24 protein-coding genes and 1 riboswitch are annotated in these 24206 nt (G+C 40.0%); of the genes, 5 read left to right on the forward strand and 19 right to left on the reverse strand.

The features are described from left to right. The 5 genes from SporoP8_RS03705 to SporoP8_RS03725 all read right to left on the reverse strand — a co-directional run bounded on the left by SporoP8_RS03705 (position 1) and on the right by SporoP8_RS03725 (position 4458). Positions 1–756 (reverse strand): ABC transporter permease, encoded by a 756-nt coding sequence (locus tag SporoP8_RS03705; RefSeq protein WP_085131288.1) that lies wholly within the window; start codon positions 754–756, stop codon positions 1–3. Then, positions 689–1531: an ABC transporter ATP-binding protein gene (locus SporoP8_RS03710; protein WP_085131289.1), complete on the reverse strand. Its 843-nt coding sequence runs from the start codon at positions 1529–1531 to the stop codon at positions 689–691. Before SporoP8_RS03710 ends, SporoP8_RS03705 begins: the two co-directional genes overlap by 68 nt. A gap of 245 nt (positions 1532–1776) precedes the next feature. Then, positions 1777–2700, reverse strand: coding sequence for a cysteine synthase A (cysK, locus tag SporoP8_RS03715; RefSeq protein WP_085131290.1), 924 nt, complete (start codon positions 2698–2700; stop codon positions 1777–1779). A 33-nt stretch (positions 2701–2733) separates the two neighbouring features. Beyond that, the gene (locus tag SporoP8_RS03720; RefSeq protein ID WP_085131291.1) at positions 2734–3945 is read right to left on the reverse strand and encodes an MFS transporter; all 1212 of its coding nucleotides are present in this window, start codon (positions 3943–3945) and stop codon (positions 2734–2736) included. A gap of 33 nt (positions 3946–3978) precedes the next feature. Beyond that, entirely contained in the window at positions 3979–4458 is a 480-nt protein-coding gene (locus tag SporoP8_RS03725; protein ID WP_085131292.1) for a PaaI family thioesterase, read from the reverse strand. 167 nt (positions 4459–4625) lie between these two features. Here SporoP8_RS03725 and SporoP8_RS03730 point away from each other — a divergent pair, with 167 nt between their 5' ends. Then, positions 4626–5078 (forward strand): hypothetical protein, encoded by a 453-nt coding sequence (locus SporoP8_RS03730; protein WP_085131293.1) that lies wholly within the window; start codon positions 4626–4628, stop codon positions 5076–5078. 76 nt (positions 5079–5154) lie between these two features. Beyond that, positions 5155–6966, forward strand: a complete 1812-nt coding sequence (gene pepF / locus SporoP8_RS03735) for an oligoendopeptidase F (protein ID WP_085131294.1) — start codon at positions 5155–5157, stop codon at positions 6964–6966. Between the two features lie 54 nt (positions 6967–7020). Here the strand turns inward: pepF and SporoP8_RS03740 are convergent, their stop codons facing one another. Both SporoP8_RS03740 and SporoP8_RS03745 read right to left on the reverse strand, forming a co-directional pair. Continuing rightward, entirely contained in the window at positions 7021–8046 is a 1026-nt protein-coding gene (locus tag SporoP8_RS03740) for an LLM class flavin-dependent oxidoreductase (protein ID WP_085131295.1), read from the reverse strand. Then, entirely contained in the window at positions 8043–8402 is a 360-nt protein-coding gene (locus tag SporoP8_RS03745; protein WP_085131296.1) for a winged helix-turn-helix transcriptional regulator, read from the reverse strand. Before SporoP8_RS03745 ends, SporoP8_RS03740 begins: the two co-directional genes overlap by 4 nt. 134 nt (positions 8403–8536) lie before the next feature. On the opposite strand from SporoP8_RS03745, the gene SporoP8_RS03750 reads away from it, so the two are divergent. Beyond that, positions 8537–9163, forward strand: coding sequence for a nitroreductase family protein (locus SporoP8_RS03750; protein WP_085131297.1), 627 nt, complete (start codon positions 8537–8539; stop codon positions 9161–9163). A gap of 149 nt (positions 9164–9312) precedes the next feature. Here the strand turns inward: SporoP8_RS03750 and thiD are convergent, their stop codons facing one another. From thiD to SporoP8_RS03770, 4 genes are all read right to left on the reverse strand, one after another. Further along, positions 9313–10152: a bifunctional hydroxymethylpyrimidine kinase/phosphomethylpyrimidine kinase gene (thiD, locus tag SporoP8_RS03755; RefSeq protein ID WP_085131298.1), complete on the reverse strand. Its 840-nt coding sequence runs from the start codon at positions 10150–10152 to the stop codon at positions 9313–9315. Positions 10153–10337: 185 nt separating this feature from the next. Then, positions 10338–11684, reverse strand: a complete 1347-nt coding sequence (locus SporoP8_RS03760) for a dihydrolipoyl dehydrogenase family protein (RefSeq protein WP_085131299.1) — start codon at positions 11682–11684, stop codon at positions 10338–10340. Positions 11685–11852: 168 nt separating this feature from the next. Further along, positions 11853–12233: a DUF3887 domain-containing protein gene (locus SporoP8_RS03765; RefSeq protein ID WP_085131300.1), complete on the reverse strand. Its 381-nt coding sequence runs from the start codon at positions 12231–12233 to the stop codon at positions 11853–11855. Positions 12234–12347: 114 nt separating this feature from the next. Then, entirely contained in the window at positions 12348–12935 is a 588-nt protein-coding gene (locus SporoP8_RS03770) for a class I SAM-dependent methyltransferase (protein WP_085131301.1), read from the reverse strand. Between the two features lie 142 nt (positions 12936–13077). Here SporoP8_RS03770 and SporoP8_RS03775 point away from each other — a divergent pair, with 142 nt between their 5' ends. Beyond that, positions 13078–13470: a hypothetical protein gene (locus tag SporoP8_RS03775; protein ID WP_085131302.1), complete on the forward strand. Its 393-nt coding sequence runs from the start codon at positions 13078–13080 to the stop codon at positions 13468–13470. 29 nt (positions 13471–13499) lie between these two features. Here SporoP8_RS03775 and SporoP8_RS03780 read toward each other — a convergent pair whose 3' ends face one another. The 8 genes from SporoP8_RS03780 to SporoP8_RS03815 form a co-directional block, all read right to left on the reverse strand. Beyond that, on the reverse strand, positions 13500–13826 hold the full coding sequence (locus SporoP8_RS03780; RefSeq protein ID WP_085131303.1) for a monothiol bacilliredoxin BrxC family protein: 327 nt from the start codon (positions 13824–13826) through the stop codon (positions 13500–13502). Between the two features lie 164 nt (positions 13827–13990). Beyond that, positions 13991–14215, reverse strand: a complete 225-nt coding sequence (locus SporoP8_RS03785) for a small, acid-soluble spore protein tlp (protein WP_420066733.1) — start codon at positions 14213–14215, stop codon at positions 13991–13993. 89 nt (positions 14216–14304) lie between these two features. Continuing rightward, positions 14305–16311 (reverse strand): acyltransferase family protein, encoded by a 2007-nt coding sequence (locus SporoP8_RS03790; protein WP_085131305.1) that lies wholly within the window; start codon positions 16309–16311, stop codon positions 14305–14307. A gap of 236 nt (positions 16312–16547) precedes the next feature. Beyond that, on the reverse strand, positions 16548–19727 hold the full coding sequence (locus SporoP8_RS03795) for a hypothetical protein (RefSeq protein WP_085131306.1): 3180 nt from the start codon (positions 19725–19727) through the stop codon (positions 16548–16550). 423 nt (positions 19728–20150) lie between these two features. Continuing rightward, entirely contained in the window at positions 20151–20678 is a 528-nt protein-coding gene (locus tag SporoP8_RS03800) for a D-glycero-alpha-D-manno-heptose-1,7-bisphosphate 7-phosphatase (RefSeq protein ID WP_085131307.1), read from the reverse strand. A gap of 291 nt (positions 20679–20969) precedes the next feature. Next, the gene (locus SporoP8_RS03805) at positions 20970–21485 is read right to left on the reverse strand and encodes a QueT transporter family protein (RefSeq protein ID WP_099627095.1); all 516 of its coding nucleotides are present in this window, start codon (positions 21483–21485) and stop codon (positions 20970–20972) included. A 154-nt stretch (positions 21486–21639) separates the two neighbouring features. Further along, a complete protein-coding gene (locus tag SporoP8_RS03810; protein WP_085131308.1) occupies positions 21640–22395 on the reverse strand; it encodes a 3-oxoacyl-ACP reductase in 756 nt (251 codons plus the stop codon). Between the two features lie 55 nt (positions 22396–22450). Further along, positions 22451–22672: a DUF2829 domain-containing protein gene (locus tag SporoP8_RS03815; RefSeq protein WP_085131309.1), complete on the reverse strand. Its 222-nt coding sequence runs from the start codon at positions 22670–22672 to the stop codon at positions 22451–22453. Between the two features lie 212 nt (positions 22673–22884). Continuing rightward, a riboswitch (purine riboswitch) is annotated at positions 22885–22984 on the forward strand. A gap of 52 nt (positions 22985–23036) precedes the next feature. Here SporoP8_RS03815 and SporoP8_RS03820 point away from each other — a divergent pair. Beyond that, positions 23037–24200, forward strand: a complete 1164-nt coding sequence (locus tag SporoP8_RS03820) for an MFS transporter (RefSeq protein ID WP_085131310.1) — start codon at positions 23037–23039, stop codon at positions 24198–24200. Positions 24201–24206 lie beyond the last annotated feature (6 nt).

The raw sequence follows: 24206 nt of genomic DNA on the forward strand, positions 1-24206 counted from the left end.
TCACGCCCGAATTCCCCATTTTCTTTCAACACTGCGTTCCAAACGCAAGAATAATACATTATCCATAATCGTACCGATCACACCGATGATAATCATGACAGAAATAACTAAATCCATTTGACCAAGTGCGCGGCCCGATTCTAGTAGTTGACCGAGACCTACGCTGGCACCTAGTAATTCCCCAGCCATGAGCGCACGCCAAGAGAATGCCCAAGCGATGCGTAAACCAGAGATCAATTGTGGTACGGATGCTGGCAAGATCACCGTCCGTAAAAAATGAAAACCGCTTGATCCTAATGATTTGGCGACACGCTGATATAATACGGGTACGTTTTTAAAGCCGCTTGTTGCGTTAACGATCATCGTCCAAGTCGCCCCTAAAGTCACGATAAATAAAATAGCAAAATCATTGAGACCGAACCAGATGATCGCAAGTGGGAACCAGACAATACTTGGAATAGACTGTAAAGCCGTGACAAGAAAACCAAGTGTGTCTTCCACTATTTTGTATCGCCAAATCAAATAACCAAGCACCAGTCCAAGAATAGAAGCAATCGTGAATCCGATTAACAATCTGCTAAGACTTGCACCGATTGCAATGAGGATTTGACCGGAGACGAGACCAGAAACCAACGTCGACATGACTTGTGTGAAACTCGGAAACATAAAATCGGGTAAATCCGATAGCCTAGATGTGACTTCCCATATCGCCACTAGTATCCCGAGAAACACTATTCGTCTTAAAGCTGTAGTCATCGCCCATCTCCTCCTTCAACACTTTCTCTATTTCTTCTTGCAGTTCAGCTAAAATTTGCTTTTCCAGTTGCAACGTCACGTCACTCGGCATGACACCATCTTTTGTATCATTTGATTTGAAAGTTGCTTTAATTTTCCCCGGACGTGTCGCAAACACGACAATCTTTTGCGATAGTAATACCGCTTCACGAATATTATGTGTAATGAAAAGAACGGTTACTTTCGTTTTTCTCCAAATATCCAATAACTCTTTATGAAGAACCATGCGCGTTTGTTCATCCAACGCGGCAAATGGTTCATCCATTAACAAGATATCGGGCTCCATCACAAGCGCACGTGCGATGGATACACGTTGTTTCATTCCTCCTGATAATTCATGCGGATAGGAATCGATATAATTCCCTAAATGAACCATCTTCAGCATTTCAATAGCTTTTTGTTCGGCCTCTTTCTTCGACATCTTCTTTAGAAGTAAACCGTATGTAACGTTATCGAGTACTGTCAACCAAGGAAATAATCCAGCTTCTTGAAAAACGACTACTCGATCCGATCCTGAACCTTTCACTTCTTTTCCGTTAATGCTGATCTTCCCACAGTCAGCTTTTTCCAGTCCCGCAATCAAATACAACATAGTGGACTTTCCACAACCTGATGGACCTACAATGGAAACAAACTGTCCTTTTTCTATTTCAAGATTGATATTATCTAGTACTTTGACCGTTCCCTTTTCCTTATGGGGAAAGCTCTTTTCAATGCCTTCAATTTCCAAATACATGTTGATTCCCCCTCGTAAGTAGTTTGCGTTTCATTATGTTTTTAATCCCTACTAACTTTATATGTTTTGTATATATATAATCTACCATTTACGTAGGTTTTGTCAATAGGCTTTCTGATTATTTTTTCAATCTATTTAAAAGTAAGAAAACAAACACTATAGGTAATAGTTTTCCATCACGTATATTCCGTAATCCTACGCCAAAAAACCTCTACCCGATGTGGGAAGAGGTTTTTTAGCATATATTATTGAAATAAATCACTTGATAAATATCGTTCACCAGAATCTGGCGCAATACAAACGACTGTATCTTCAGGAGTCAAACGTTTAGCCACTTGTAATGCTGCATAGAGAGATGCACCACCTGATGGCCCGAGCAAAACACCTTCTCTTGCGAACTGTCTGACGGTTGTGTATGCGTCATCATCTTCGATACGGAAAATCTCATCGTAGACATGGGTATTTAATACAGTTGGAATAAATCCAGGACTTGTACCTACCAGTTTATGTTTCCCTGGTTTGCCACCTGATAATACCGGTGACCCTGCAGGTTCAACTACATGAACTGTAATAGCTGGATCATGTTCTTTTAATGATTCACCTGTTCCTGTTACCGTACCACCCGTTCCTGACGTACAGACAAAGGCCGTCAATTTACGATCGATTGATTGCATGGCTTCTATAATTTCTACAGCCGTCGTCTGGCGATGACTATCAGGATTTGCTTGATTTTCAAACTGCATCGGAATAAAACTATTTTCGATGGACTCTGAGATTTCATTCGCTTTAGCGATCGCACCTGGCATACGTTCTGAGCTAGGTGTTAAGACAACCTTCGCTCCATATGCTTTCATTAAGTTAATGCGCTCAATCGTCGAGTTATCCGGCATAACAAAAATGGCTGGGTATCCTTTTGCTGCAGCATTCATGGCCAAGCCAATTCCCGTGTTGCCTGACGTAGGCTCAATAATCGTGGCACCGGATTTTAGTACACCCGTTTTTTCGGCTTCTACTAGCATTTGATAAGCCGCGCGATCCTTTACACTGCGGCTTGGATTGAAATACTCCAATTTTACATAAACCTCAGCGCCAGTAGTTTCACCGAGCGTCCGTACTTTTACTAGCGGAGTCTCTCCGATTAATTCCGCCATATTATTGACTACTTTCATTCCGCACACCTACTTTTCATGATGATCCTACTATTATGAAGCTGATGTAATCTTTTGATCACGAGGTAAAGCTAATCCAACCAGACCAATGAATGGCAAGAATGACGTGATAATCATCGTTTGATAAATACCAATCGAGTCAATAAGCGTTCCGATCGCAACTGCACCGATGGCACCCATTCCAAACGCTAATCCTACAGTTAGTCCCGCCATCGTGCCAATTTTAGAAGGCACGAGTTCTTGCGCGTAAATCACCGTGACAGAAAAACTCAGCATAATAAAAAATCCGATCGTGAGTAATAATAAAATGATTCCCCAAACGGGAGCAAACGGAAGCAATACACTAAGTGGTAATGGCACGACAAGCGATAAGACGATCACTTTTTTTCGTCCTATTCTGTCTGCCATGGGTCCACCGAAAAACGTTCCGACAGCGCCTAGAGCTAAGAATAAGAAAATATACAACTGGCCATGCTGAATCGTCATGCCATAGTATTCAATCAAATAGAAAATATAGAAGCTCGTAATATTCGTCACATAGAATGAACGCGCAAATATAATAATCATTAATAATACTAGCGCAATGGTGATTTGTCTTTTTGACAAACTTTCCATCGTTGTTAATAATACTTTCTTCCGCCTACCTAAACGTTCTTCATTCAGCTGTTTCTTATACCACAGCGAGATACGAGTTAGTAAAGCAATGCCAGCAGCGGCTACTAATACAAAAACGGCTGCCCCTATTTGGCCAAGAGGAACGAGAACGAAAGCACTGATCAAAGGTGCAAGTGCTTGTCCCGAATTACCTCCTACTTGATAGATCGACTGAGAAAGTCCGCGCTTGTCACCCGCTGCCAAAAACGACACGCGAGAACCTTCAGGATGAAAGACCGCCGACCCTAAACCGAGCAACATAACAGATACAATAATCAGCCAATAGCTTGGTGCTAATGCGAGTCCCACCATTCCAATTAAAGAACATGTCATACCAATCGGCAACGCAAACGGCTTGGGTTTACGATCACTAAGATACCCAACAACTGGTTGAAGTAAAGATGCTACGATATTTAGAGCAAAAACAATATAGCCTAATTGTTTATAACTAAATTGATATTCTTTTTCCAAAATCGGCAACATTGCTGGAATCACTGCCTGTAGCGTATCGTTAAATAAGTGACAGACCGCAATCGCAATCATGATGGGAAATACCGGATTCGCTACGGCAGTTTGTGATGAGTTATTCATACCATCTGTTCACACCTTATCTAGTTGTCTATTTTACTTTGTGAATGTAGTAGGCATGACGACTCCCACCACTTCTCCAGTGGCGCATAATTCATCCTCAGCATAAATTTCTACAGCTACTTTCCACTTCTTCGGATGAATTTCGGTGACGTTTCCAATTGCTTTCAATACTTTTCCTTGTGGAGTTGGCTTACTGTATGTAATCTGCAAGGAAGCTGTCACAAAGCGTGGCGGTACAGACCCGTCTCCAGGTTCATGACCATTTTTTCGATGTAGGGCAAGTGCACAAGATCCTGTGCCATGGCAATCCATAAATGAAGCAAGAAATCCACCATACACAAATCCTGGAATTGCCGTATATTTTTTAGGTGGTAATGAATACGTAACGGTTTGCTCTCCTTCCCAACCAGTTCGGAAATGATTTCCTTCCTCATTGAGTCGTCCGCAACCATAGCACCAAGAAAAATCATCCGCATAACTGTCCTGAATCGCATGTGTAACATATTCTTTCATATTTATTGCCTCCCTTTCAGATGAAGTCTCTCTATTATACATTCCGAATATTGAAATATCGACCTAAAACGAAATATCGTTCGTAGCACGGCCAGTTATGTGCGTATCTTCCTGACTACATTCATATACTAGTGAGAAACGATATTTTATGGAAGGAGGAGAATAGTATGAAAATACGTGGAGTGATCTTGGCATTACTAGTGGCCGGAGGATTTTATGTCATGATTCAGACAATCGACGAAGCTGCCTCCCATCCCTTTGAGCGATTGCAAGAACAACAACTGAATGGTTTATCTCCTTATTCATTCATCACTTTTCGACAACCCAGTATGCAAAATGAGCAAGCCGTTACTTGGAAAGTAGACCAAGTTGAAGAAGTTGACCGCTTACTTCAATTTCTTCAAGCCTATGATTATGAGCGGGTGGATCCCGATACATTGGAATTATTTGATGATCAGCCGCTCTTCACAATCGATCTACATGATGAGAGTGGAAATCGCATGACTATATTGGTTGAGGAAGGGGTTTTAATTCACAATGACCGTCTTTATTATGAAGTTGTCAATGGCCCCTTACAAGTTGATTGGCTAATGGAATTCATACTTTCCAATAAACCGTAATTTTGTACTCTGAACATTCATTGTATTATACTATTAATTCGACAACCGAATAATCGACTTGAAGGAGAGATTCAAATTGGCGAAAAGCTTACCTAAACGTGCACAAGTTAACGAACAAGAAACGTGGAATTTACAAACCTTATTTGAAAATGAACAGGACTACGAGAAAGCAGTAAAAGATGCTGAAACGGCAGCAACCGCTTTTGAGAAAAATTATAAAGGCACGATCATAGATTCAACTTCGGCTATTGTAGCATTGGATGCCTATCGCAGTTTACAAGAGAAGCTCGTCAAGATTTCTAGTTATGCTGAGCTGACAGCAAGTGTGGATTTAACAAATGACGAGGCGCAAATGAGAGAGAGTAAATGGAGTTCAATTGCCGCAAAAATCGGCAGCCAAACTTCCTTCATGATGAGTGAGTTAACAGCGCTTTCCGAGGAGACTTTGCAACAAGCTAGTAAACAGTCTGGGGAGTATGCAACTGTATTCGATAAAATTATTCGGGAAAAACCGTATCAATTACATCCTGAAGTAGAGAAGACACTCGCTGCATTCTCTTCTTCTTTCCAAGCACCTTATTCGATGTATAATACAACGAAAATGGCAGACATCGACTTCCCTGACTTCACTGCAGATGGAAAAACCTATCCACTGAGCTATGTTTCATTTGAAGGGAAATGGGAGTCCGAACCAAAAACATTGATAAGACGTGCTGCGTTTAAAACATTCAGCGATACATTGCGTAAATATCAACACACAACCGCCAAAACATATGACATGCATGTGCAGATGGAGAAAACGACTTCTGACTTACGTGGGTATGACTCTGTTATTGACTTTTTATTGATGGAACAAGACGTGGATCGTTCTATGTATAATCGTCAAATCGATGTGATTATGGAAGAACTCGCACCACATATGCGAAAGTATGCAAAACTCCTTCAGAAAATTTATAATCTCGACGAAATAACGTTTGCGGACTTAAAAATGCCGATTGATCCGTTATATGAACCTTCCATTACAGTGGAGGAATCGAAGAAGTATATGAATGATGCGCTTGCTGTTATGGGAGATAATTATCTTGACATGGTGAACCGTGCCTATTCCGAACGCTGGATTGATTTTGCTCAAAATGAAGGAAAATCCACAGGTGCATTTTGTGCGAGTCCTTATGGCAACGGTTCATTTATCTTGATCTCTTGGACAGGCAGCATGGAAGATGTCTTTGTACTAGCGCATGAATTAGGTCATGCCGGTCATTTCCACTACGCTCATGGAGCGCAAAACCTGTTTAATTCGGAATCGTCACTGTACTTTATTGAAGCCCCTTCTACGATGAATGAAATGCTAATGGCCAATCACTTATTGAAGAATTCCGCTGATCCGAAATTCAAGCGTTGGGTACTGTCTTCCATTGTGGCACGAACGTATTACCATAACTTCGTGACACATTTACTTGAAGCAGCGTTCCAGCGTAAAGTGTACGAACGAGTGGATGCAGGTGGAAATGTCAATGCAACTATCTTGAACGATTTGAAGCGCGGCGTACTCGAAGAATTCTGGGGCGATAGCGTGAAAATAAATGATGGTGCAGAACTGACTTGGATGCGTCAACCTCACTATTATATGGGCTTATATCCGTACACATATAGTGCAGGATTGACCATTTCTACTGAAATGGCAAAACGCGTATTAATAGAAGGAAAACCAGCTGTTGAAGACTGGCTCAATACTCTGCGTGCAGGTGGTTCAAAAAAACCGGCTGAACTTGCAAAAATGGCGGGAATCGACATCACAACAGACAAACCGTTGCGCGATACGATTTCATATATTGGTGAGTTAATAGATGAAATTGAGAAACTAACGCAAGAAATTGAAGCACAGTAAGAACAAAAAACATCCGCCAAGCAGTTTTTTCCTGCAAGGCGGATGTTTTTTCTTTTACTTCATTATTTCACTTAGGATTTCATATGAACGAAGTCGTTCTTTATGATCGAAGATTCCTGAACTGATGATCAGCTCATCCGCTTTTGTCATTTCCACGAACTCTTCTAGCTTTCGTTTCACAGTTTCAGGGCTACCAATAATGACAGATGGCGCCTCACTTTGCTGCGCAACGGCTTCTTGCTCAAATGGTGACCATGCCGCATGAATGTCTTCAATTGGAGGTGTAAATTGCGCCATCTTACCTTGACGGATATTTAAGAACTGTTGCTGCATGGATGTAGCCAAGTATTGTGCCTTTTCATCCGTATCCGCCGCGATTAAATTAACGCCCATCATCGCATAAGGCTTTTGAAGATCTTTTGACGGTCGGAAGTTTTGATGATAAATTTGCAGTGCCTGCATCATAAACTGCGGTGCAAAGTGACTGGCGAAAGAAAATGGCAAACCGAGTTCAGCAGATAATTGAGCACTAAAGCCGCTTGAACCTAGCAACCAAATCGGGACGTTCTGCCCTGCCCCTGGAAATGCTCGAACGCGATCAGTCGGATTACCTGCAAAGTACGTACGTAATTCCTCCACTTGTTGTGGGAAGTCTTCTCCACCGCTTTGTAATGTACGGCGAAGTGCATACGCCGTCGCCTGGTCACTTCCAGGTGCACGGCCTAGCCCCAAATCAATACGCCCCGGATACATAGCATCCAGTGTACCGAACTGTTCGGCAATGACCAGTGGTGCGTGGTTCGGCAACATGACACCGCCAGAACCTACTCGAATATCTTTTGTCATCTGCGCTACATGTCCAATGATGATAGATGTAGCGGAACTTGCAACTCCTGGCATATTATGATGCTCAGCTAACCAGTAACGATTGAATCCCCAATCTTCTGCATGCTGCGCAAGATCTACACTGTTCTTAAATGACTGTCCTGCATGACTGCCTTCATTGATCATGGCTAAGTCTAATATCGATAACGGAATCCCGCTAAAGTGTTTCGCTTGTTCTCTAATCAATTCATTCACTCCTCATAACAGCAACCATTTTTCTTTACCCACTCAAAAATGGCCTGAATAATATCTTCTAATTCTTTACCCTTTGGTGTAAGTTCGTACTCGACTTTCCTAACCTTTGGATCGGACTGTTTTTTAATGACCAAGCCATGCGCTTCCAAATCACGCAATCTCTCCGTTAGAAGACGATCTGATATCCCTTCGATCTCTGTCGATAATTCAAAGAACCTCTTTGGTCCGTCTAATAAATGATAAATGATAATTCCCATCCAACGCTTCCCGATAAATTCGATTGTGTTATGGAAACTATCGCAGCTTTTTTGACCTTTAGGATTTAACGACTGAACAAACTCTTCATTTTTCTTCATTAGCAAAACCCCAATCCTATACTCCTTTCACTTTATCACATCTAGGTTTGACAAACAAGCTTACTAATAGTAATCTTATAAAGAACTTACTATTAGTAAGTAGTTGTCAATATATTTTAAGGGAGTTTGTCATTATGTCACAAAATTACGAAGAATTACTAGAAGTTATGCAAGCACGGAAATCTGTTAGAAAGTTCGATCCGAACTATACAATCGATAAAAACGATATTACGTCTATGCTGGAGGAGGCGATTTCCGCTCCTTCCTCAAGCAACTTACAGCCATGGCGTTTTCTTGTTATACAAGATCAAGAGTTAAAAAAGAAAATCAATCGCTTTTCATTCAATCAAGAACAAATCGAAACTGCATCCGCTATTATCGCCGTCATCGGTGATACAGAAATGTACCACAACATTGATGAGATCTATCTTTCCAATTTAGCTGCAGGAAATATAGATGAAGAGAATGTGCAGATTCAGATTCAAAATGCTAAAGCAGCTTATCCGAATGCTCCACTTGAAGTGAGACGTAATATCGCGACGTTTGATGCGGGTTTAGTTTCTATGCAGCTCATGTTGATTGCTAAGGCAAGAGGGTTCGATACTGTACCGATGGGTGGGTTTGATAAGCAACAATTTGCTGAGTCATTTGAACTTGAGTCACGCTACGAGCCACTAGTACTGATCGCGCTTGGAAAAGCTGCTTCACCTGCTTACGGTTCTACGCGTCTTCCTATTGATGCGATTACTACTTATTTGTAATAGCGTTGGATATGGGGTTTTTGTTCCGAAGCGTATCAATGGGAACTTTAATCCGCAATCACTATACAATGTTCAATATTAAAATTAATCGATGCAAAAGAGGATGTTATAGAAGTGTTACTACTTCTATAACATCCTCTTATTTACGCTCACTCCTGAACGCAAGCTCGCTCAATAGTTACCGCACAACTCATCTCGTCGTACTTACCATACGCCGCGTGATAGGTTGGCCCCACACCTTGTTTGAATGTCAGGGAATGGCGAATGCCTGCCGTAATGAACTTCTTCGCTTCAATCACGGCAGCTTGCACCGTTTGTCCCTTTGCCAAACCTGCCACAATGGCAGCAGAGTAACTGCAACCTGCACCATTCGTATTCAGCGTATCAATTCTTGGAGCTTCGAGTAGGTAAAACTGTTCGCCGTCATACAACACATCCACTGCCGGTCCATCCAACCTTCCACCTTTCACTAATACGAACTTCGGTCCAAATTCAAATAACCGACGTGCAGCCTCTTTTAGATCCACTACAGATGTCAACTCCATTCCACCCAATAAGTAAGAAGCTTCAGGCATATTTGGCGTAATAATCGTGGCAAGAGGAATCAATTGATTTTGCATCGCTTTCATTGCATCGTCTTTCAATAACGCAGAGCCCATCTTTCCGATCATCACTGGATCTACTACTATATGTTGAATGTCCGATTGCTGTATCCATTTCGTTACATTGAGAATAATTTCTTTTGTAAACAACATACCCGTCTTCATTGCATCTATACCGATATCTTCTTCTATCGTCACCAATTGCGCTTCGATCGCTTCCCAAGATTGAGGAAATATACTTTGTCCAGTACGTGGGTTTCTTGCCACAATCGCTGTGACTGCTGTTGTACCGAATACATCAAACTCCTGGAATGTTTTCAAATCTGCTTGGATTCCTGCTCCTCCACGTGCAGCAGAACCAGCGATAGTTAATGCCCGCTTGATCATCGTCTCTTTTCCTCCCGTCTACTATATAATTCATTAGGTTTTTATTTATTATCGGTATCATTCTACAGGATAACGTGGCGAGGTTTGAAGAGTCAATTTCATAGTACATTACAAGATATTCGTCTATTTACTACCGAATAAAAACTCTCTATCCAATTATCAGATAGAGAGCTTTTACGATTAACTTACAACATATACGAAATATCAGAAGCTACTGTGGGATATGCGAATGGCATTTGCTTTAATTCGATGAGCGGAATTTGGAATCGAATAGCCATCGCGAAGAGATTAATCAGTTCATCGGCTCCTCCACCTAAGAAATGTGCACCGAGTACAACATCTTTCTCTTGGTCGATAATTACTTTAAATGCCGCTGCCCCTTCATTTGTCTGTTTATATGTGAACCACTCGGTGGTATCTTGTGATTTTACATATATTTTTAAACCGGAGTTTTTTGCCTCTTGTTCGCTCATTCCAACCGATGATAATTTGGGGACAGTGTATACAATAGATGGGATGACTGGATAATCTGCCGTTTTATTATTCCCTTTTAGAAGATTCGAAGCGACAACATGTGATTCCGTTGTTGCGACGGGTGTCAAAGGAGGCGCGTCACTTGAAGCGACATCTCCAGCTGCATATACATGTGGATTACTGACACTCTGCATGTATTCATTGACACATACGCCTTGCTTATCACGCTGTACATTTCCTTTTTCTAAATCAATATCCAATGCAGGTGTGCGTCCTGCCCCATGTACAACAAGATCTGCTTTCCACTCTACTTGACGATTCATTTGTTCCCCTTTAACTACAAATGAATCGCCACACTTTTCAATTCCGTTTACGGGTGTGTTCACATGCACATGAACACCAATTTCTTCAGTACGTTCAATCAGCTTTTTTACCAAATCTTGATCAAAATGTTTGAGAGCGTTTTCACTTCTATGCAGAATATGCACTTCCGATCCTGCCCTCGCGGCAAGATGCGCAAATTCGAATGAAATAAATCCTCCACCTATAAAAATAATCTTTTTGGGAAGTGACTCTAATTCCATGAACTCATCGCTCAGCGTCAAATATTCTTCACCTTCGATATTCAATTTCACAGGTTCTGCACCTGAAGCTATTAAAATATATTTCCCTTTTAATACTTCCGAGCAGACTTTCAACTCGTTTTCACTTTGAAAGACCGCCTTGCCGTGATACATGTCAATTCCTAATTTCTCATATTTTTCTTCCGTATCTTTAGGTATTGACCGAGTAAACGTTCGTTTGAATTCCATTAATTCTGGCCAATTGATTTTGCTATCTTCTTCAATTCCTTTTCCATGCATCCGTTCATTCCAGTCAATGAGTTCAGCAGCCTCTACCAATACTTTCTTTGGATCACAACCTCGCTGAGAACATGTCCCCCCTAATGGACGATCATCGATAATGGCAACGCTCCAGCCTTCTTTCTTGCATTTTGTTGCTGCAATAGAACCTGCACTGCCTGTTCCAATCACAAGCAAATCATATTCTTTGACCATACTCCATCTCCTCCAACTGTTCTTGCTCATTCTGTAATCAATTACCCTTTATTGACCTGTATCACACTTGGAAAACAGCATACATTTTCGCAATAGGGCCACCGTCAGGATAAGGGCTACCAAAAGCGACGGTCTGCATCCCGTCGCCTGTTCTTTCAATTGCTTTCATTATTTCACGAAAAACCCTGCGATTCGTTGCTGTTCATCCAATGTAATCGTGTATACCCTATTATCTTCTTTGTACTTAGTAGCAATCGTTGCAACAAAGTATTGCTCTTTTTTAGCGACAGACTCTTTTTCAAAGCTAACGAATTCACCAGATTCTTTTACAATGTTTGACACATCTTGTAATTGCTCGACGGTCAACGCATCTTTCATCGTTGCATCAAACATTGAACGCATTTCATCAAACTTCTCTTCATTGAATAACGTGATCGTTTCTTTTGATTTCTTAATATACTCTTCAGCAGCAGATTCGTCGACCTTATTCTTTCCACATGCAGCGAGTAGGAATACCGTTGCTAGGGCGAGTATAATTAGTTTTTTCATTCTCTCACTTCCTTCCTTTTAGCTTCAATACAAGCAATAGCAACCGTAGGATATTCGTTGTGTAGCCATTTGATTTAGCCGTGTATGTGCGAATCATCTCGAAAGTAACTACTTCTATTTTTTACATTTAATAGATAAAAACAAACCACCATAGAGTGATTCAATTTCTTCTACACATATACCAGAATCATAAACCAATGAAAGAGTATCTCGATTTATTTGGCAACCATCGCAGATTTTTTCCCATAATGGGTTTAATACATCTTGTGCTTTTGCAAGAGTAGGCTGCTTCATTTTGACATGTTCGAAAAATAAAATCGTGGCATCCTGCTTGCTCACACGTTGGATTTCTTTTAATGCACGTAGTGGATCTGGTATTGTACAAAATACTAAAGTTGAAATTATCGTGTCAAATGAGTTATCCGCAAATGGTAATGTTTCTGCATTTGCCTCATATAAAGTAATGGGCACATGCGCATTGCGCCCTCTTCTCATCGCTCTACTACTCATCTCCGAATTCGGTTCAATCGCTGTTACGTGGCTCGCCTGTCGATAATAGGGAAAATTGATACCGGTACCCGAACCGATCTCCAGCACATTCCCTCGTGCATTCCGGATTATTTCCATTCGAACTTTTTTAAATCGAGTTGCTTCTACTGGTTTCATGGCTATGTCATATATTTTCGGAAATAAACTTCCCATTATAAGATCTCCTTTTGCTACTTACTAATTTTCTATAAGCAGTCGTTACAGCTTCATTTAACTGAACAATTTAATTTCACGTATTAGTAAATACATAATAGATAGAGAGCAAACGTACTATATGTAAAGGAGCTGATTATGGATGGGAGCAAGATGGATTAAAGCAGCAGTTATCTATTTCTTAATTGGCGTGGGCTTTGGACTATATATGCACGCTACGATTCAACTTCAATGGGGCGCAACGCATGCACATATTAATGTGGTCGGGTGGCTCACGACGGCTATGATTGGAGTAATTTATACCATCTATCCTCAAGCAGGTAACAGTATACTAGGCAAATCGCACTTTTGGCTTTATAACATCGGATTACCTGTATTATTAATAGGCATGTTAATCATACAGCCAGCACTCGGCCTGCCCAAGATCTTGATTCAAATCTGCGTGTGGGGTGGCGGCAGCGCATTAGCGATTTCCATTCTATTATTTATCGTCAATGTATTTAAAAACGTCCATGCACCTTTTCGGATGTCTTAAGAAAGACTAATTTGAAATTGATCCGTTTCTTAGACGTATTCTTTTATTGCATCCAATAAAATTTGTTCTTTGATTTGATAATGAGTAGCTTGCCAGATAGCTCGTTTATCTTTTAAAATCAATAATTGGGGAACTTCGTGCGCAACACTTAAATCTGATTCAATGGCCGCCGAAAGCTTTCTACTCACTTGTGTAATGACGATATAAATAGGCAATTCCGTGCGAAGTCCATCCAATTCTTTTTTAGCTGCTAAACTACTAACAGATGTCATGCTTGATTTAAATAAAAGGAATGGTTGCTCATCCGACTTTTCAAGCAGTTCCCGCCACTCATCAACCTTTTTTATTCTTTTCATTTTTTATTCTCCCCTTATATAGAAAATCCCTAAAATATTGTAGATGTTTCTATTCTATACAGCGCACTGAACTGATTCCTCTTTTTTGCTTATATATACCATGACAAACAACTAAAACCCCCACTGTTAGAAGTGAGGGCCAAACTTTTTTCGCATTGACTTATTTATAAATAACCATTGATACGCGACTTATCTTCTTCACTAATTTCTTCTTTTAAATCTTCGATACTTTCTGCTCTGCGTTCATTTTTCTTTTTGATCTGTTCGAACTCTTTACCTTCTGCAAACTTCATTGCATCTTCTGCTGCTTCCATATTACTGATCGTCTTATTCAATCGTTCTTTGTTGTCTGCAGAATCATTTGGTTTTGGATAGTTCTTCGCCATCATATACACTCCTTCTTGAAGTTTTCTTTCTACATGATAGCTTTCCCATCTCTATATGAACTATACAAAATCCATGACAAACCGATTACTCATCATTGCGCATGTTTTTTTCCTACGTTATCGAATGCTTGCTGCAAAGGCACTTTTAATGCAGGTGCTAACGTTTTTGCATATTCTGCAGTAATATGATTATCATCACGATAGACAATGATATTTCCAATGATAGGATAACAAGTCGTTTCATCACAAAAAGAGTCTGTTAAGTCTGCGAAAAATACATTCGATGGAATACCTTCTGTCACTTCCCACGGATTTTCCTTCGCAATGGCTTGATCTCTTGGCACGGAACACTCCAACGGATCGTCTGCTTGTTCAAGGCAAACAGGAATGATTTCTTGCATACGAGGATTATCCCGTATCGCAAAAATTGTAGTAATTCCTTCAAGTCTTTTCCACTGATTCACAAATCCTCGAGGTACTTTTGGATGTTTATTCACTGTCGCTGTTGTGAAAACCAAATCAGGTGGATCTTCTATTAACGTATCAATTAAATTACTATTCCAGGGAATACAAGCTTTCGTTAAGTTTCCCTTGGGGTCTTCGTCTGTAAAACGACAACCATCATGACTATATAAATCAATTTTAAAATTCATTTCTTCCGCTAATTCTATTAAAGCCGGGAACCAATGACCTGAGTGTGAACCACCAACGAGTGCCAACGTGAAATCAAAACCTTCCAATACACCATAAGAACATTTCCTGACTTCCGTTAGATTGGCGGACTGACATTCCAAATCATTATAAAATACCGGAAGATCTGTTTTGATTTCTGAAGGTGACGGGATCGGTTCTACATAGGATACGCTTTTCATATTATAATCTTTTGATTGAGCACCAGGGTAATCTTGTTCATGGACAATATCCGAATTAGCAGTCGCCTTTTCAATATAAGCAGAAATAGAAAATATTGAACTACATGCAAGTACTACCATAGTTGACAATACGACGAGTAGTTTCCCTTTCTTCTGATTCCCACCTATTTTTTGAACAGTTTTTTCTAATAATTTGGTAGAAATCATGGACAACACAAAGGTCGCCATCAATAGTAATATCCCATCTCCTATAGGCACTGTTTCTGTTTCCATATACGTACGATAGAAAATCAGCAACGGCCAATGCCATAAATATACACCATATGTAAGACTCCCTAGATAAATCAGAGGCTTTGTCGATAAAAATCGATTTACACCATATATTGTGATACTTTCCGAGGCAATTAATATTAGTAGTACTCCACTAATAGGAATCAATGCCAAATATCCAGGGAATACAGTTGATACTGGAAATGAAAATCCAGTAAGTCCGATAATTGCTAGACCAACCCATCCTAAGACTACGCTTAATCTTTTATTGAAAAATAAGTATGGCGATAGTAAAGCAAAAATGCCACCAATACTAAATTCCCATATCCGTGTGAATGTATTGAAGTATGCAAAAGGCTGGTTAACATTTGTTTGATAGACGGAAAAAGCCAATGAACATATAAACACGATGATAAGCGAACTAAGTAATGTCTTGTATACTGGTGTTTTCAAAAGCTTTCGTGCGATATAATAAATAGACGTAAATAGAACAGGCCAGATAAAATAAAATTGACCTTGCACACTAAGTGACCAAAAATGTTGAAATGGAGTAGGTATATTATCTTGCGCCAAATAGTCAACAGAATCGAATGCTAGCCGCCAGTTTTCAAAATAAAATGTGGAAGCCATCATATGCGTTATTATTTCTCCCCATTCAAACTTGGGCAGAAGAATGACAGCAAAAATTCCAGTGAAAATCAAGACTACTGTCGCTTGGGGTAATAACCTTCTCGCTAAGTTCAGAAAATACTCGATAAAATTTACTGATCCTGTTCGTTCTATACGCGAGATGATGGATAACGTCATCAAATAACCTGAAATAACGAAGAACACATCGATTCCACCAGACACTCTACCAAACCATATATGATAAATTGCGATCAATAATGTTGCTACCGTTCGTACCCCTTCTATCTCGGGTCTAAATCTTTTATTAGGTAACTTTAGATCCGACATAACTTCCTCCGTTAAATAGACTCTTTTAATTTTAAATGCATTCCATACTATATCATAAAACTATAGAAACGTTCAGTTATTTTCAGCTCATATTATGTAATTTTGACAAGTAGTAGAGTAGGTGTTTTTGAATATTTCATTTGAAAATACCTATATGTTCTTGCCAATCTAATTTCCCTATACGAAAAAGAACAGAAATCTCTATGGAGACTTCTGTTCTTTTTCTAACTTTTATTTCACTTCGCTTTAAATGCCTCTTGCAAATAATAATAAGACTTCTTCAATCGTTCTTCATACATAGGAACTTGCCAATTATCCCATGTATAACTTTTCATTGGATCCAACTTCATGTCATGTAGCTGAGGAAATGACTCCAGTACTTGGCCATCTTCTGATGTTAAAACGGCTCCGATAAATAGTTCATCGATGTTAATGCTTGTTCTGGTACCATCAGCCAACAAATTCTCGATAAACTCTTTTCTACTTGGATCCATCGCTTGTAACAACATCCACGGAATACGTAGCTCCAACATGCCATCACGCATATGGTAATCTGCCAACGAATCATACTCAGTTGAGTCAGGATCTCCATTTCCTTCTCGAAGTTTTCCCGTTTCATATGAACTGAATGGAATCGTGCGTTTTTCGTTCGCCACAAAGTATTTTCGATTTAACGCGTACTGCATCGGAATGAATTGGTTCGTTTGATCTTTCATTTCCTTTTTCGGAATATATCCTACATCCTTACCGTAATCATGGTGGAATAGATCATAATGCGGGTCAATCAACATTCTTGATTGGGCACCGTTAATTTTAGCAATGAATTCCAGTCCATTAGTGAATTGAAGATCTTCAATTCTACTAGCACGTGTATTCCCACGTCCTGGCACCGTATCAAAGAGAATATTCACTACGTCAGTTTCACCTATTTTGGATTCATCGTAATCTATCCGAATATACAAGAAGGTTTCGTCATGATCTACATACATTTTTTCAAGCGTACCTTGCTTGTTCTTATACAACGGTTCTCCTGTCCATTCCTCTTCATGTCCCGCCACTTTTATTTTCAACGGATCAAAGCTGAGCAGACCGAACTTTTGTTCATTCGTTTGTGTGTTAGACCAGTAAGGACGACGATCTGGATTATCATATTCTGCCGTGTTCCATGTTCGTTTAAACCACTCATCTTGCCATGAAAATACTAGTGCGCCCATTAAATTCTCTTGCAATATATCTTCATATAAATGCGTCAATATTTCTCCTTGCTGGTCCTCTGATATAAATCCTTGATTCCAGCCAAATGGATTTTCATGCGCTTTTCCTCTAGAAGCAGGAATCCCAAATTCTGAAATTAGAATCGGTATTCGATGTGCTTCGTGCAAATCTTTTAAATAGCCAGCGTAGTTATTCTTCTGGCCTCTGAAATCTATAAACTCACGATATTTTTTCTCATAGTTTAAAAAATCCGGATAGTATGGATACACATGATACGAAGCAAATTGACCAGCCTTGTCCATTTCCCCCTTAGTGTAGAGGAGATTTGGATCAACAGATACGATATCTTCTTGATTTGAAGAATCAGATGGGTGTGTCAGCAAATCAGTCGTGACCCAATTGACGAAGCTCATCGGTCGAATCTGCTGGTAGTTACTCACTTCATGCGAGACGAGAATATCCATTTGTTCCGCCAGCCAATATTCAAATGCAGCGGCGCCTTTTGTTTCAAAATACTTCCCATTGTATTCTCCTAAATCAGCATGTAACTTATTCGTGTTCTCCACCATGAATGGATACCATTCAATGCCAATCATCCATGCTGTGACCCATTGGGAAATATCCGCATCGTATACGCCGGATGCATGACCTGGACGCGGTGGTACAGTAGCATTTCCATGAATGACATCGACAAGTTGGACCATTTCTTTTTGGAAGTCTTTCAAGTTCTCTTTCTCAAAGGCATCTAATGACTCTTCCAGTTTTTCTTCATTGATCCAGACACCATGCATGACATATATAGGTGTATCATGTACATCATTATACGCTTTTAATGCGTGATAAAAATCAGGTGGATGAAGCGTATAAACGCGAATAGTATTAGCGTTCATCTCGCCAATCGCTTCGAACCACTTATAATACTCTTCTTCTGTAATGGCAGCTTCGCCAGGAAATGCTCCTGGTTTCCCCATTCCAATATTCACACCTTTGACAATCATCGGAGTCCATTTGCCATCGGTTAGAACTTCCAAATGATTACCATTCATTCGTGAATTCATTTGTACTCCTTCTTGCTTTGGCTTCTTCTCATCCATTGCCTCTACTTGTCCGAACTGTGCAAGCGCTCCCTGCATCATCGGTACATAAGCAGACCAGAAAAATGCTTTCTCAGAAGATCTTTGAATAGCTTTATAGACGTTCGCTATTCCTTTTACTTGATATATAGAAGGAACATTTTCCATACTACTGAAATCACCAGAAAAATACATGCTTTCGGAAACGCCGGATGTATGACGAATTACCGCATCGAATTGAGTAGGGATTCCTTTCTTATCTAACATCTTTTTTCCTTTTTCAGTAAGATTCCAATCATATACCGCTAATGATTCGCCTTGCTCCGCCGTAACGATATCGAACCAGGAATGAAAGCGATGTGAACCCTTGACATTTAATCGTTTCGTACCGTTGTCCGTAAATGTTAGCTGAATATCATCAGTTGAAAGCTCTTCATTTTTTCTCAATACAAGAACTTCCCCTGAAGTATCATTCATTAACACAAAACCAGGTCCACTATATGTCCACTGTGCTGATTGTTTAGGAAGAATTTTTTCCATCTCTGCATTCTTTTGTGGATCCAGTTCTTCCATATAACGACCTCTCCAACCAGAGAACTTCAAGCCCATTCGATCTTCGACACGTGTACGTACTTTTTCTGAAGTAGGTGCAGAAAATGAATTATACTCCGCTATCAACATGGAAGGCTTCTTCGAATTAAGTCTTTTCACTATTCGTTGCCACTCTATTTCTTTTAGTCCGCCATGATTTTCTTCGTATGTAGCGAGCGCAGAATTTTTCGTATCTAATTCATTTTCATCAAAACTGGCTGTATTTGCCAAGTAAATAATATCTTTCTTCCCATAATCTTGTGGTAGTGGATTCAACTCGGAAATACCTTTTCCTTCTACTGCTGTGTATCCGCCATAATAGTCCCGCGCAGGATCAAATGGTTTGTTATGCGAAGCTTTTACTTTTGAATAGTTTAATACCCAGCTAACCCCAAGATGTTTTGTATGTAAATTTTCTACTGCTGATTTATCTATAATAGCCACTTTCATCGGTTGATTGTCCTTCAAAAACCATAATCCTACAGGTACAATGAGTAAAAATACTATAATCATCACAAATACTACTAACTTCCTCATAAGCAGCCCCTTTCACTAGTACACATGTATTCTATTGTCTCTATAATAGTTCTAATCAATTATGTATATCGTACAAAATAAGAGTAATTAGCACCACTTCCGTATTATTTCTAACAATTATAGCATATTATAATACTTTATCACTAGTATTATTCTATAGAATTATAATGTTAAAAGCTTGAACGTTGACACGGAATTTATATATGCTGATTTGTAAAGAAGACGATGATGCCAGATAATAAAATGCTTCAAATATCAATATCTTTGGAGCATTTATTACCGGCATTCGGAGCTAGTGTAATAGCAATCAATTGGCTATCGATGTGATTTTGCGGATTGCACTAGGGCTCGTCACTCTACCGATTGTCCACCTACATATGTAAAGCTTGACCAACTAGTTGAGAAGTATAGTTTCTTTACTTTTCACTTCGCCATATCGTCTATGATCCAGGGAACGGCATGAAGTAAATCTGGAAATACTGCATCGGCTATTGGATCTGTTGTACCTAGGAAGACGGTCTTAGTTCCTGCTCTTTTTCCGGCAATAATGTCAGTATCCGTATCGCCTATCATATAAGATGTGGACAAGTTTACATTATAGTTCATGGCAAGATTTTCTATTAGCTTACTATGTGGCTTACGGCAATCACAACCAGACTTCGGCTTATGCGGACAATAAGCGACTTTGTCAATTATGGCACCTTCCTTTGCAAGCTCTGCAATCATATGATGATGAATGGATTTCAATGTAGATTCTTTCATGTAACCAAGACCAACACCGCCTTGATTCGTCACAACAAATATGTAATCAAATACTTGATTCAATTGCTTAATCGCCTCTGCTACTCCAGGCAAAAAATATAATTGGTTAGGTTCATTCACAAATTTCACACGATGCGTTAACACTTCATTGATCACACCATCTCGATCCAGAAATACAGCATTTTTCATAATGGCTTTCCTCCCAAAAAATTATCTTATTACTTTCATATTGTCCTCATTGCATGCATTTAAACGTAATGACACATCCATTTCGCTAATAAATCTAGTCAAGCAAGATGATTGGGGTCTCACGAAATAACAATTAACATAACTTGTATAGTGATTTACAACGAACTCCGAATTGTTTTGTGAACTGTAATTACTTATGAGGTGATGCGTAGACATGGTAATCTCACGGAAATTTGATTTTTAAATGATAAAGAGAGCATATTCACAAAATCTGCGAATATGCTCTCTCTTTTATTTGGACAAATCTATTTTCTTATTCAACGAATATATAATAATCCCGCCAATTGTCATGGATAATAACTCACCGATTCCCGCTGTCAGCCAAGTAGCCCAGAATGGGAAACCTAGTAAAATTGTCAATTGAGCAGCAATGGCGCACATAGACAATGCAAAAACAATAGCAGTGATGACCATTTTGACGATATCATTTTTAATTTTCTTTGTCAGCGCACGACATACTAATAATGCGACTAACGTAGCCATAGAACCAATCGGCACATCCAGAATCCAAGTGGGGGACATAAAGTTTGCGAACATGACACCTAGCGTGACACCAATCACGTATCGTTTATTATACAAAGCTAGGTAATTGAACATCTCTGACAAACGCAATTGGATTGCGCCAAAACTGATAACTGCAAATACAAACGTCACCGCCACATACAAAGCTGCAACGAGAGCTGTTTTTGTCAGTTCATTCACCGTACTTTTACTCTTAGGTGAATCTTTTACATAAGACATACTCATTTTATTTTCTCCTTTATGAAATAGCCTAGTTGCTATTCCAGTAATAACTACGACCAAAGGAAGAAAGAGCCTATCGCTCGATCAAAAGTGCCGCAGTGCAAACAGAATTTGCTTGCTTCGGTATTATAACAGAGTTCACTATAATACAAAAGCTTTATTTCGCAATCCAACCGCCGTCAATTGGAATAACCGCTCCATGGATATAATCAGCTGCGGTACTGGCTAAATATAACGTTAGGTTCGCCACTTCACTCGGCTGTGCCCAGCGCCCTGCAGGTGTTTCCTCTGCTACCCACTTTGCCATTTCACCGTCTCCTGCAAAATCCGCTTGATTCATCGGTGTCTGAATCGCTCCTGGTGCAATCGCATTCGCACGAATCCCCTCACGGCAGTAATCCATGTCCAGTTGTTTCGTATACCCGACAATAGCATGTTTGGATGCAGTATAGGCTGCCCCGCCACCACCTGCCACGAGGCCCGCAATGGATGCCATATTGATAATAATACCTGACTTATGAGCGATCATCTGTGGCAATATTTCATTTGTCATCAAATATGTACCTTTCACATTCGTGTCCATGATTTTTTCCCAAAGTGCTTCGTCGGTATCCAGTGTTTTTGCAAAACCGTCAAGAACCCCTGCTGTGTTTAATAATATATCTATTGTACCAAACACGTTACATGCTTCCTGAACAGCCCGTGTTACATCTTCCTTTACACTGACACTACCAATCGCATAGGCGAACTGTAACGGATACTCTTTTTGTAATGTCGGGAGATTTCCTTCTTGTATATCAAACGCAAAGACATTTGCTCCATTTTCTAAAAATGCTATAGCTTGTGCTCGTCCAATACCTGAAGCTGCTCCAGTCACTAGAACTGTCTTCCCTGTATATTCTTCAAATTTCATAATATCCTCCTATATAAAAAAGCCCATGATGGCTCATGAGCTTCGATTCAATGTATTATTCTACGATTACCCAATCTTCCGCCAGTAAGTCACAAACAGTTGGTGTGAACATGGTGTACCCTTCACCGGTTACGTCAATCACGAAATAAGGATTTAACTTCTTGCCGTCTTGCTCGCTCTCTCCTACTAATTTCACGTATAATTCCGCTCCGCCCCAGTTACTACGGATGACTTTCTCTCCATCCTTCAAACGTGGCAATATTTCTTCAAATGTCATGTATATCCATCCTTTATCACTGTAATGATTCGCACAAGTTTATCGGGAAAAGTATACTTGATTATGAGGACTTTTACAACTTGAGACCATTAAAACCATGCTACTAGGCAGAACGAAAGTAATTTCTATATCGATTAATAAAATCTGTTTTTCAGGTTACTCACTGTCCAGCTTGCCATATTTCACATTCCATGATAAATTGAACAATAGAAAATTTCATTACGGAATCAACATGTATAACCTCGATAATATGGTTCGAGGGTCTCTACCAGGAACCGTTAAATCCTGATTACAAAGTAATTTTTGTAATCAGGATTTTTCTATTCAAAAAAACAGTGTAGAGACACTGGTAGGAGGAATTGTTTTGGATTTACGTGTTTTATTATTGGCAGTGTCTGCTATTACGGTGGGACTGGTAGAATTGGTGGTCGGCGGGATTTTGCCTGTCATTGCCGATGATCTGAATGTTTCAATCGCAACAGCCGGACAACTCATTACAGTATTCGCTCTCGTGTACGCGGTAGCAGGACCCGTGTTATTGTCACTGACCGTAAAAGTAGAGCGCAAGAAATTATATTTAATCACACTTTTTGTATTTTTAGTAGGAAACGTTCTGACCTATTTTAGTCCGACTTTCGGTTTAATGATGGCAGCCCGTATTTTGACAGCTGCCAGTGCGGCACTCGTCATTGTTCTATCACTAACGATTACAGCGCGTATGGTCGAGCCTAGAGTACGGGCAAAGTCACTTGGTTATATTTATATGGGAATCAGTTCTTCACTTGTACTAGGTGTACCGATTGGGATTGTCATAACAAATGCTTTTGGATGGCGAACTGTATTCCTAGGTATTTCATTTTTGACGGTTGGTTCGATTGTATTGATCGCCAAGTTCCTTGAGAAGATTCCCACTGGCGAAGTGCAGCCGCTTTCTGTTCAAATTAAAGCATTGGCAAATAAAAAGATCTTCTTTGCTCATATGGCAACGATGTTCATGCTGGCTGGTCATTACACAGTGTATGCATATTTCACACCATTCCTGGAGACCACGATGCAATTGAGTCCCTATTGGATTAGTGTGTTTTACTTCCTGTTTGGATTAGCTGCAGTTGCAGGCGGAGCATTCGGTGGCGGACTGGCAACACGTCTTGGTTCCAAGAAAAGCATTTTAATTATTTTGGGTGCGTTCGCTATCAGTTTATTCGCCCTGCCTTACTCTACATTTTCAATTCCATTATTCATCATCTTCATGATGGTTTGGGGCGGATTGAGTTGGGCATTGGCACCTGCGCAACAGGAATATATTATTCAAAGTGATCCGGTTACATCAGACGTGCACCAGAGTTTTAATAACTCGGCTCTGCAAGTCGGAATCGCACTTGGTTCCGGTGTCGGTGGTATCGTGTTCAGCCAGACGGGTGCTGTGACGAACATGCCGGCGGTTGGTGGTGTACTGGTCATCATCGCATTCATTTGTGCGGCTATCTCGCTATCGATGACTATAAAGACTCGTCAGGCAACCGTATAATCAGGT

Source organism: Sporosarcina ureae, from assembly GCF_002101375.1.
Classification (GTDB): domain Bacteria; phylum Bacillota; class Bacilli; order Bacillales_A; family Planococcaceae; genus Sporosarcina; species Sporosarcina ureae_B.

Excerpts from the sequence above, each read along its gene's own strand:
- SporoP8_RS03705 (WP_085131288.1), bottom strand. The coding sequence starts at position 756 with ATGACTACAGCTTTAAGACGAATAGTGTTTCTCGGGATACTAGTGGCG.
- SporoP8_RS03710 (WP_085131289.1), bottom strand. The coding sequence starts at position 1,531 with ATGTATTTGGAAATTGAAGGCATTGAAAAGAGCTTTCCCCATAAGGAA.
- cysK (WP_085131290.1), bottom strand. The coding sequence starts at position 2,700 with ATGAAAGTAGTCAATAATATGGCGGAATTAATCGGAGAGACTCCGCTA.
- SporoP8_RS03720 (WP_085131291.1), bottom strand. The coding sequence starts at position 3,945 with ATGAATAACTCATCACAAACTGCCGTAGCGAATCCGGTATTTCCCATC.
- SporoP8_RS03725 (WP_085131292.1), bottom strand. The coding sequence starts at position 4,458 with ATGAAAGAATATGTTACACATGCGATTCAGGACAGTTATGCGGATGAT.
- SporoP8_RS03730 (WP_085131293.1), top strand. The coding sequence starts at position 4,626 with ATGAAAATACGTGGAGTGATCTTGGCATTACTAGTGGCCGGAGGATTT.
- SporoP8_RS03745 (WP_085131296.1), bottom strand. The coding sequence starts at position 8,402 with ATGAAGAAAAATGAAGAGTTTGTTCAGTCGTTAAATCCTAAAGGTCAA.
- SporoP8_RS03750 (WP_085131297.1), top strand. The coding sequence starts at position 8,537 with ATGTCACAAAATTACGAAGAATTACTAGAAGTTATGCAAGCACGGAAA.
- thiD (WP_085131298.1), bottom strand. The coding sequence starts at position 10,152 with ATGATCAAGCGGGCATTAACTATCGCTGGTTCTGCTGCACGTGGAGGA.
- SporoP8_RS03760 (WP_085131299.1), bottom strand. The coding sequence starts at position 11,684 with ATGGTCAAAGAATATGATTTGCTTGTGATTGGAACAGGCAGTGCAGGT.
- SporoP8_RS03765 (WP_085131300.1), bottom strand. The coding sequence starts at position 12,233 with ATGAAAAAACTAATTATACTCGCCCTAGCAACGGTATTCCTACTCGCT.
- SporoP8_RS03770 (WP_085131301.1), bottom strand. The coding sequence starts at position 12,935 with ATGGGAAGTTTATTTCCGAAAATATATGACATAGCCATGAAACCAGTA.
- SporoP8_RS03775 (WP_085131302.1), top strand. The coding sequence starts at position 13,078 with ATGGGAGCAAGATGGATTAAAGCAGCAGTTATCTATTTCTTAATTGGC.
- SporoP8_RS03780 (WP_085131303.1), bottom strand. The coding sequence starts at position 13,826 with ATGAAAAGAATAAAAAAGGTTGATGAGTGGCGGGAACTGCTTGAAAAG.
- SporoP8_RS03785 (WP_420066733.1), bottom strand. The coding sequence starts at position 14,215 with ATGATGGCGAAGAACTATCCAAAACCAAATGATTCTGCAGACAACAAA.
- SporoP8_RS03790 (WP_085131305.1), bottom strand. The coding sequence starts at position 16,311 with ATGTCGGATCTAAAGTTACCTAATAAAAGATTTAGACCCGAGATAGAA.
- SporoP8_RS03795 (WP_085131306.1), bottom strand. The coding sequence starts at position 19,727 with ATGAGGAAGTTAGTAGTATTTGTGATGATTATAGTATTTTTACTCATT.
- SporoP8_RS03800 (WP_085131307.1), bottom strand. The coding sequence starts at position 20,678 with ATGAAAAATGCTGTATTTCTGGATCGAGATGGTGTGATCAATGAAGTG.
- SporoP8_RS03805 (WP_099627095.1), bottom strand. The coding sequence starts at position 21,485 with ATGAGTATGTCTTATGTAAAAGATTCACCTAAGAGTAAAAGTACGGTG.
- SporoP8_RS03810 (WP_085131308.1), bottom strand. The coding sequence starts at position 22,395 with ATGAAATTTGAAGAATATACAGGGAAGACAGTTCTAGTGACTGGAGCA.
- SporoP8_RS03815 (WP_085131309.1), bottom strand. The coding sequence starts at position 22,672 with ATGACATTTGAAGAAATATTGCCACGTTTGAAGGATGGAGAGAAAGTC.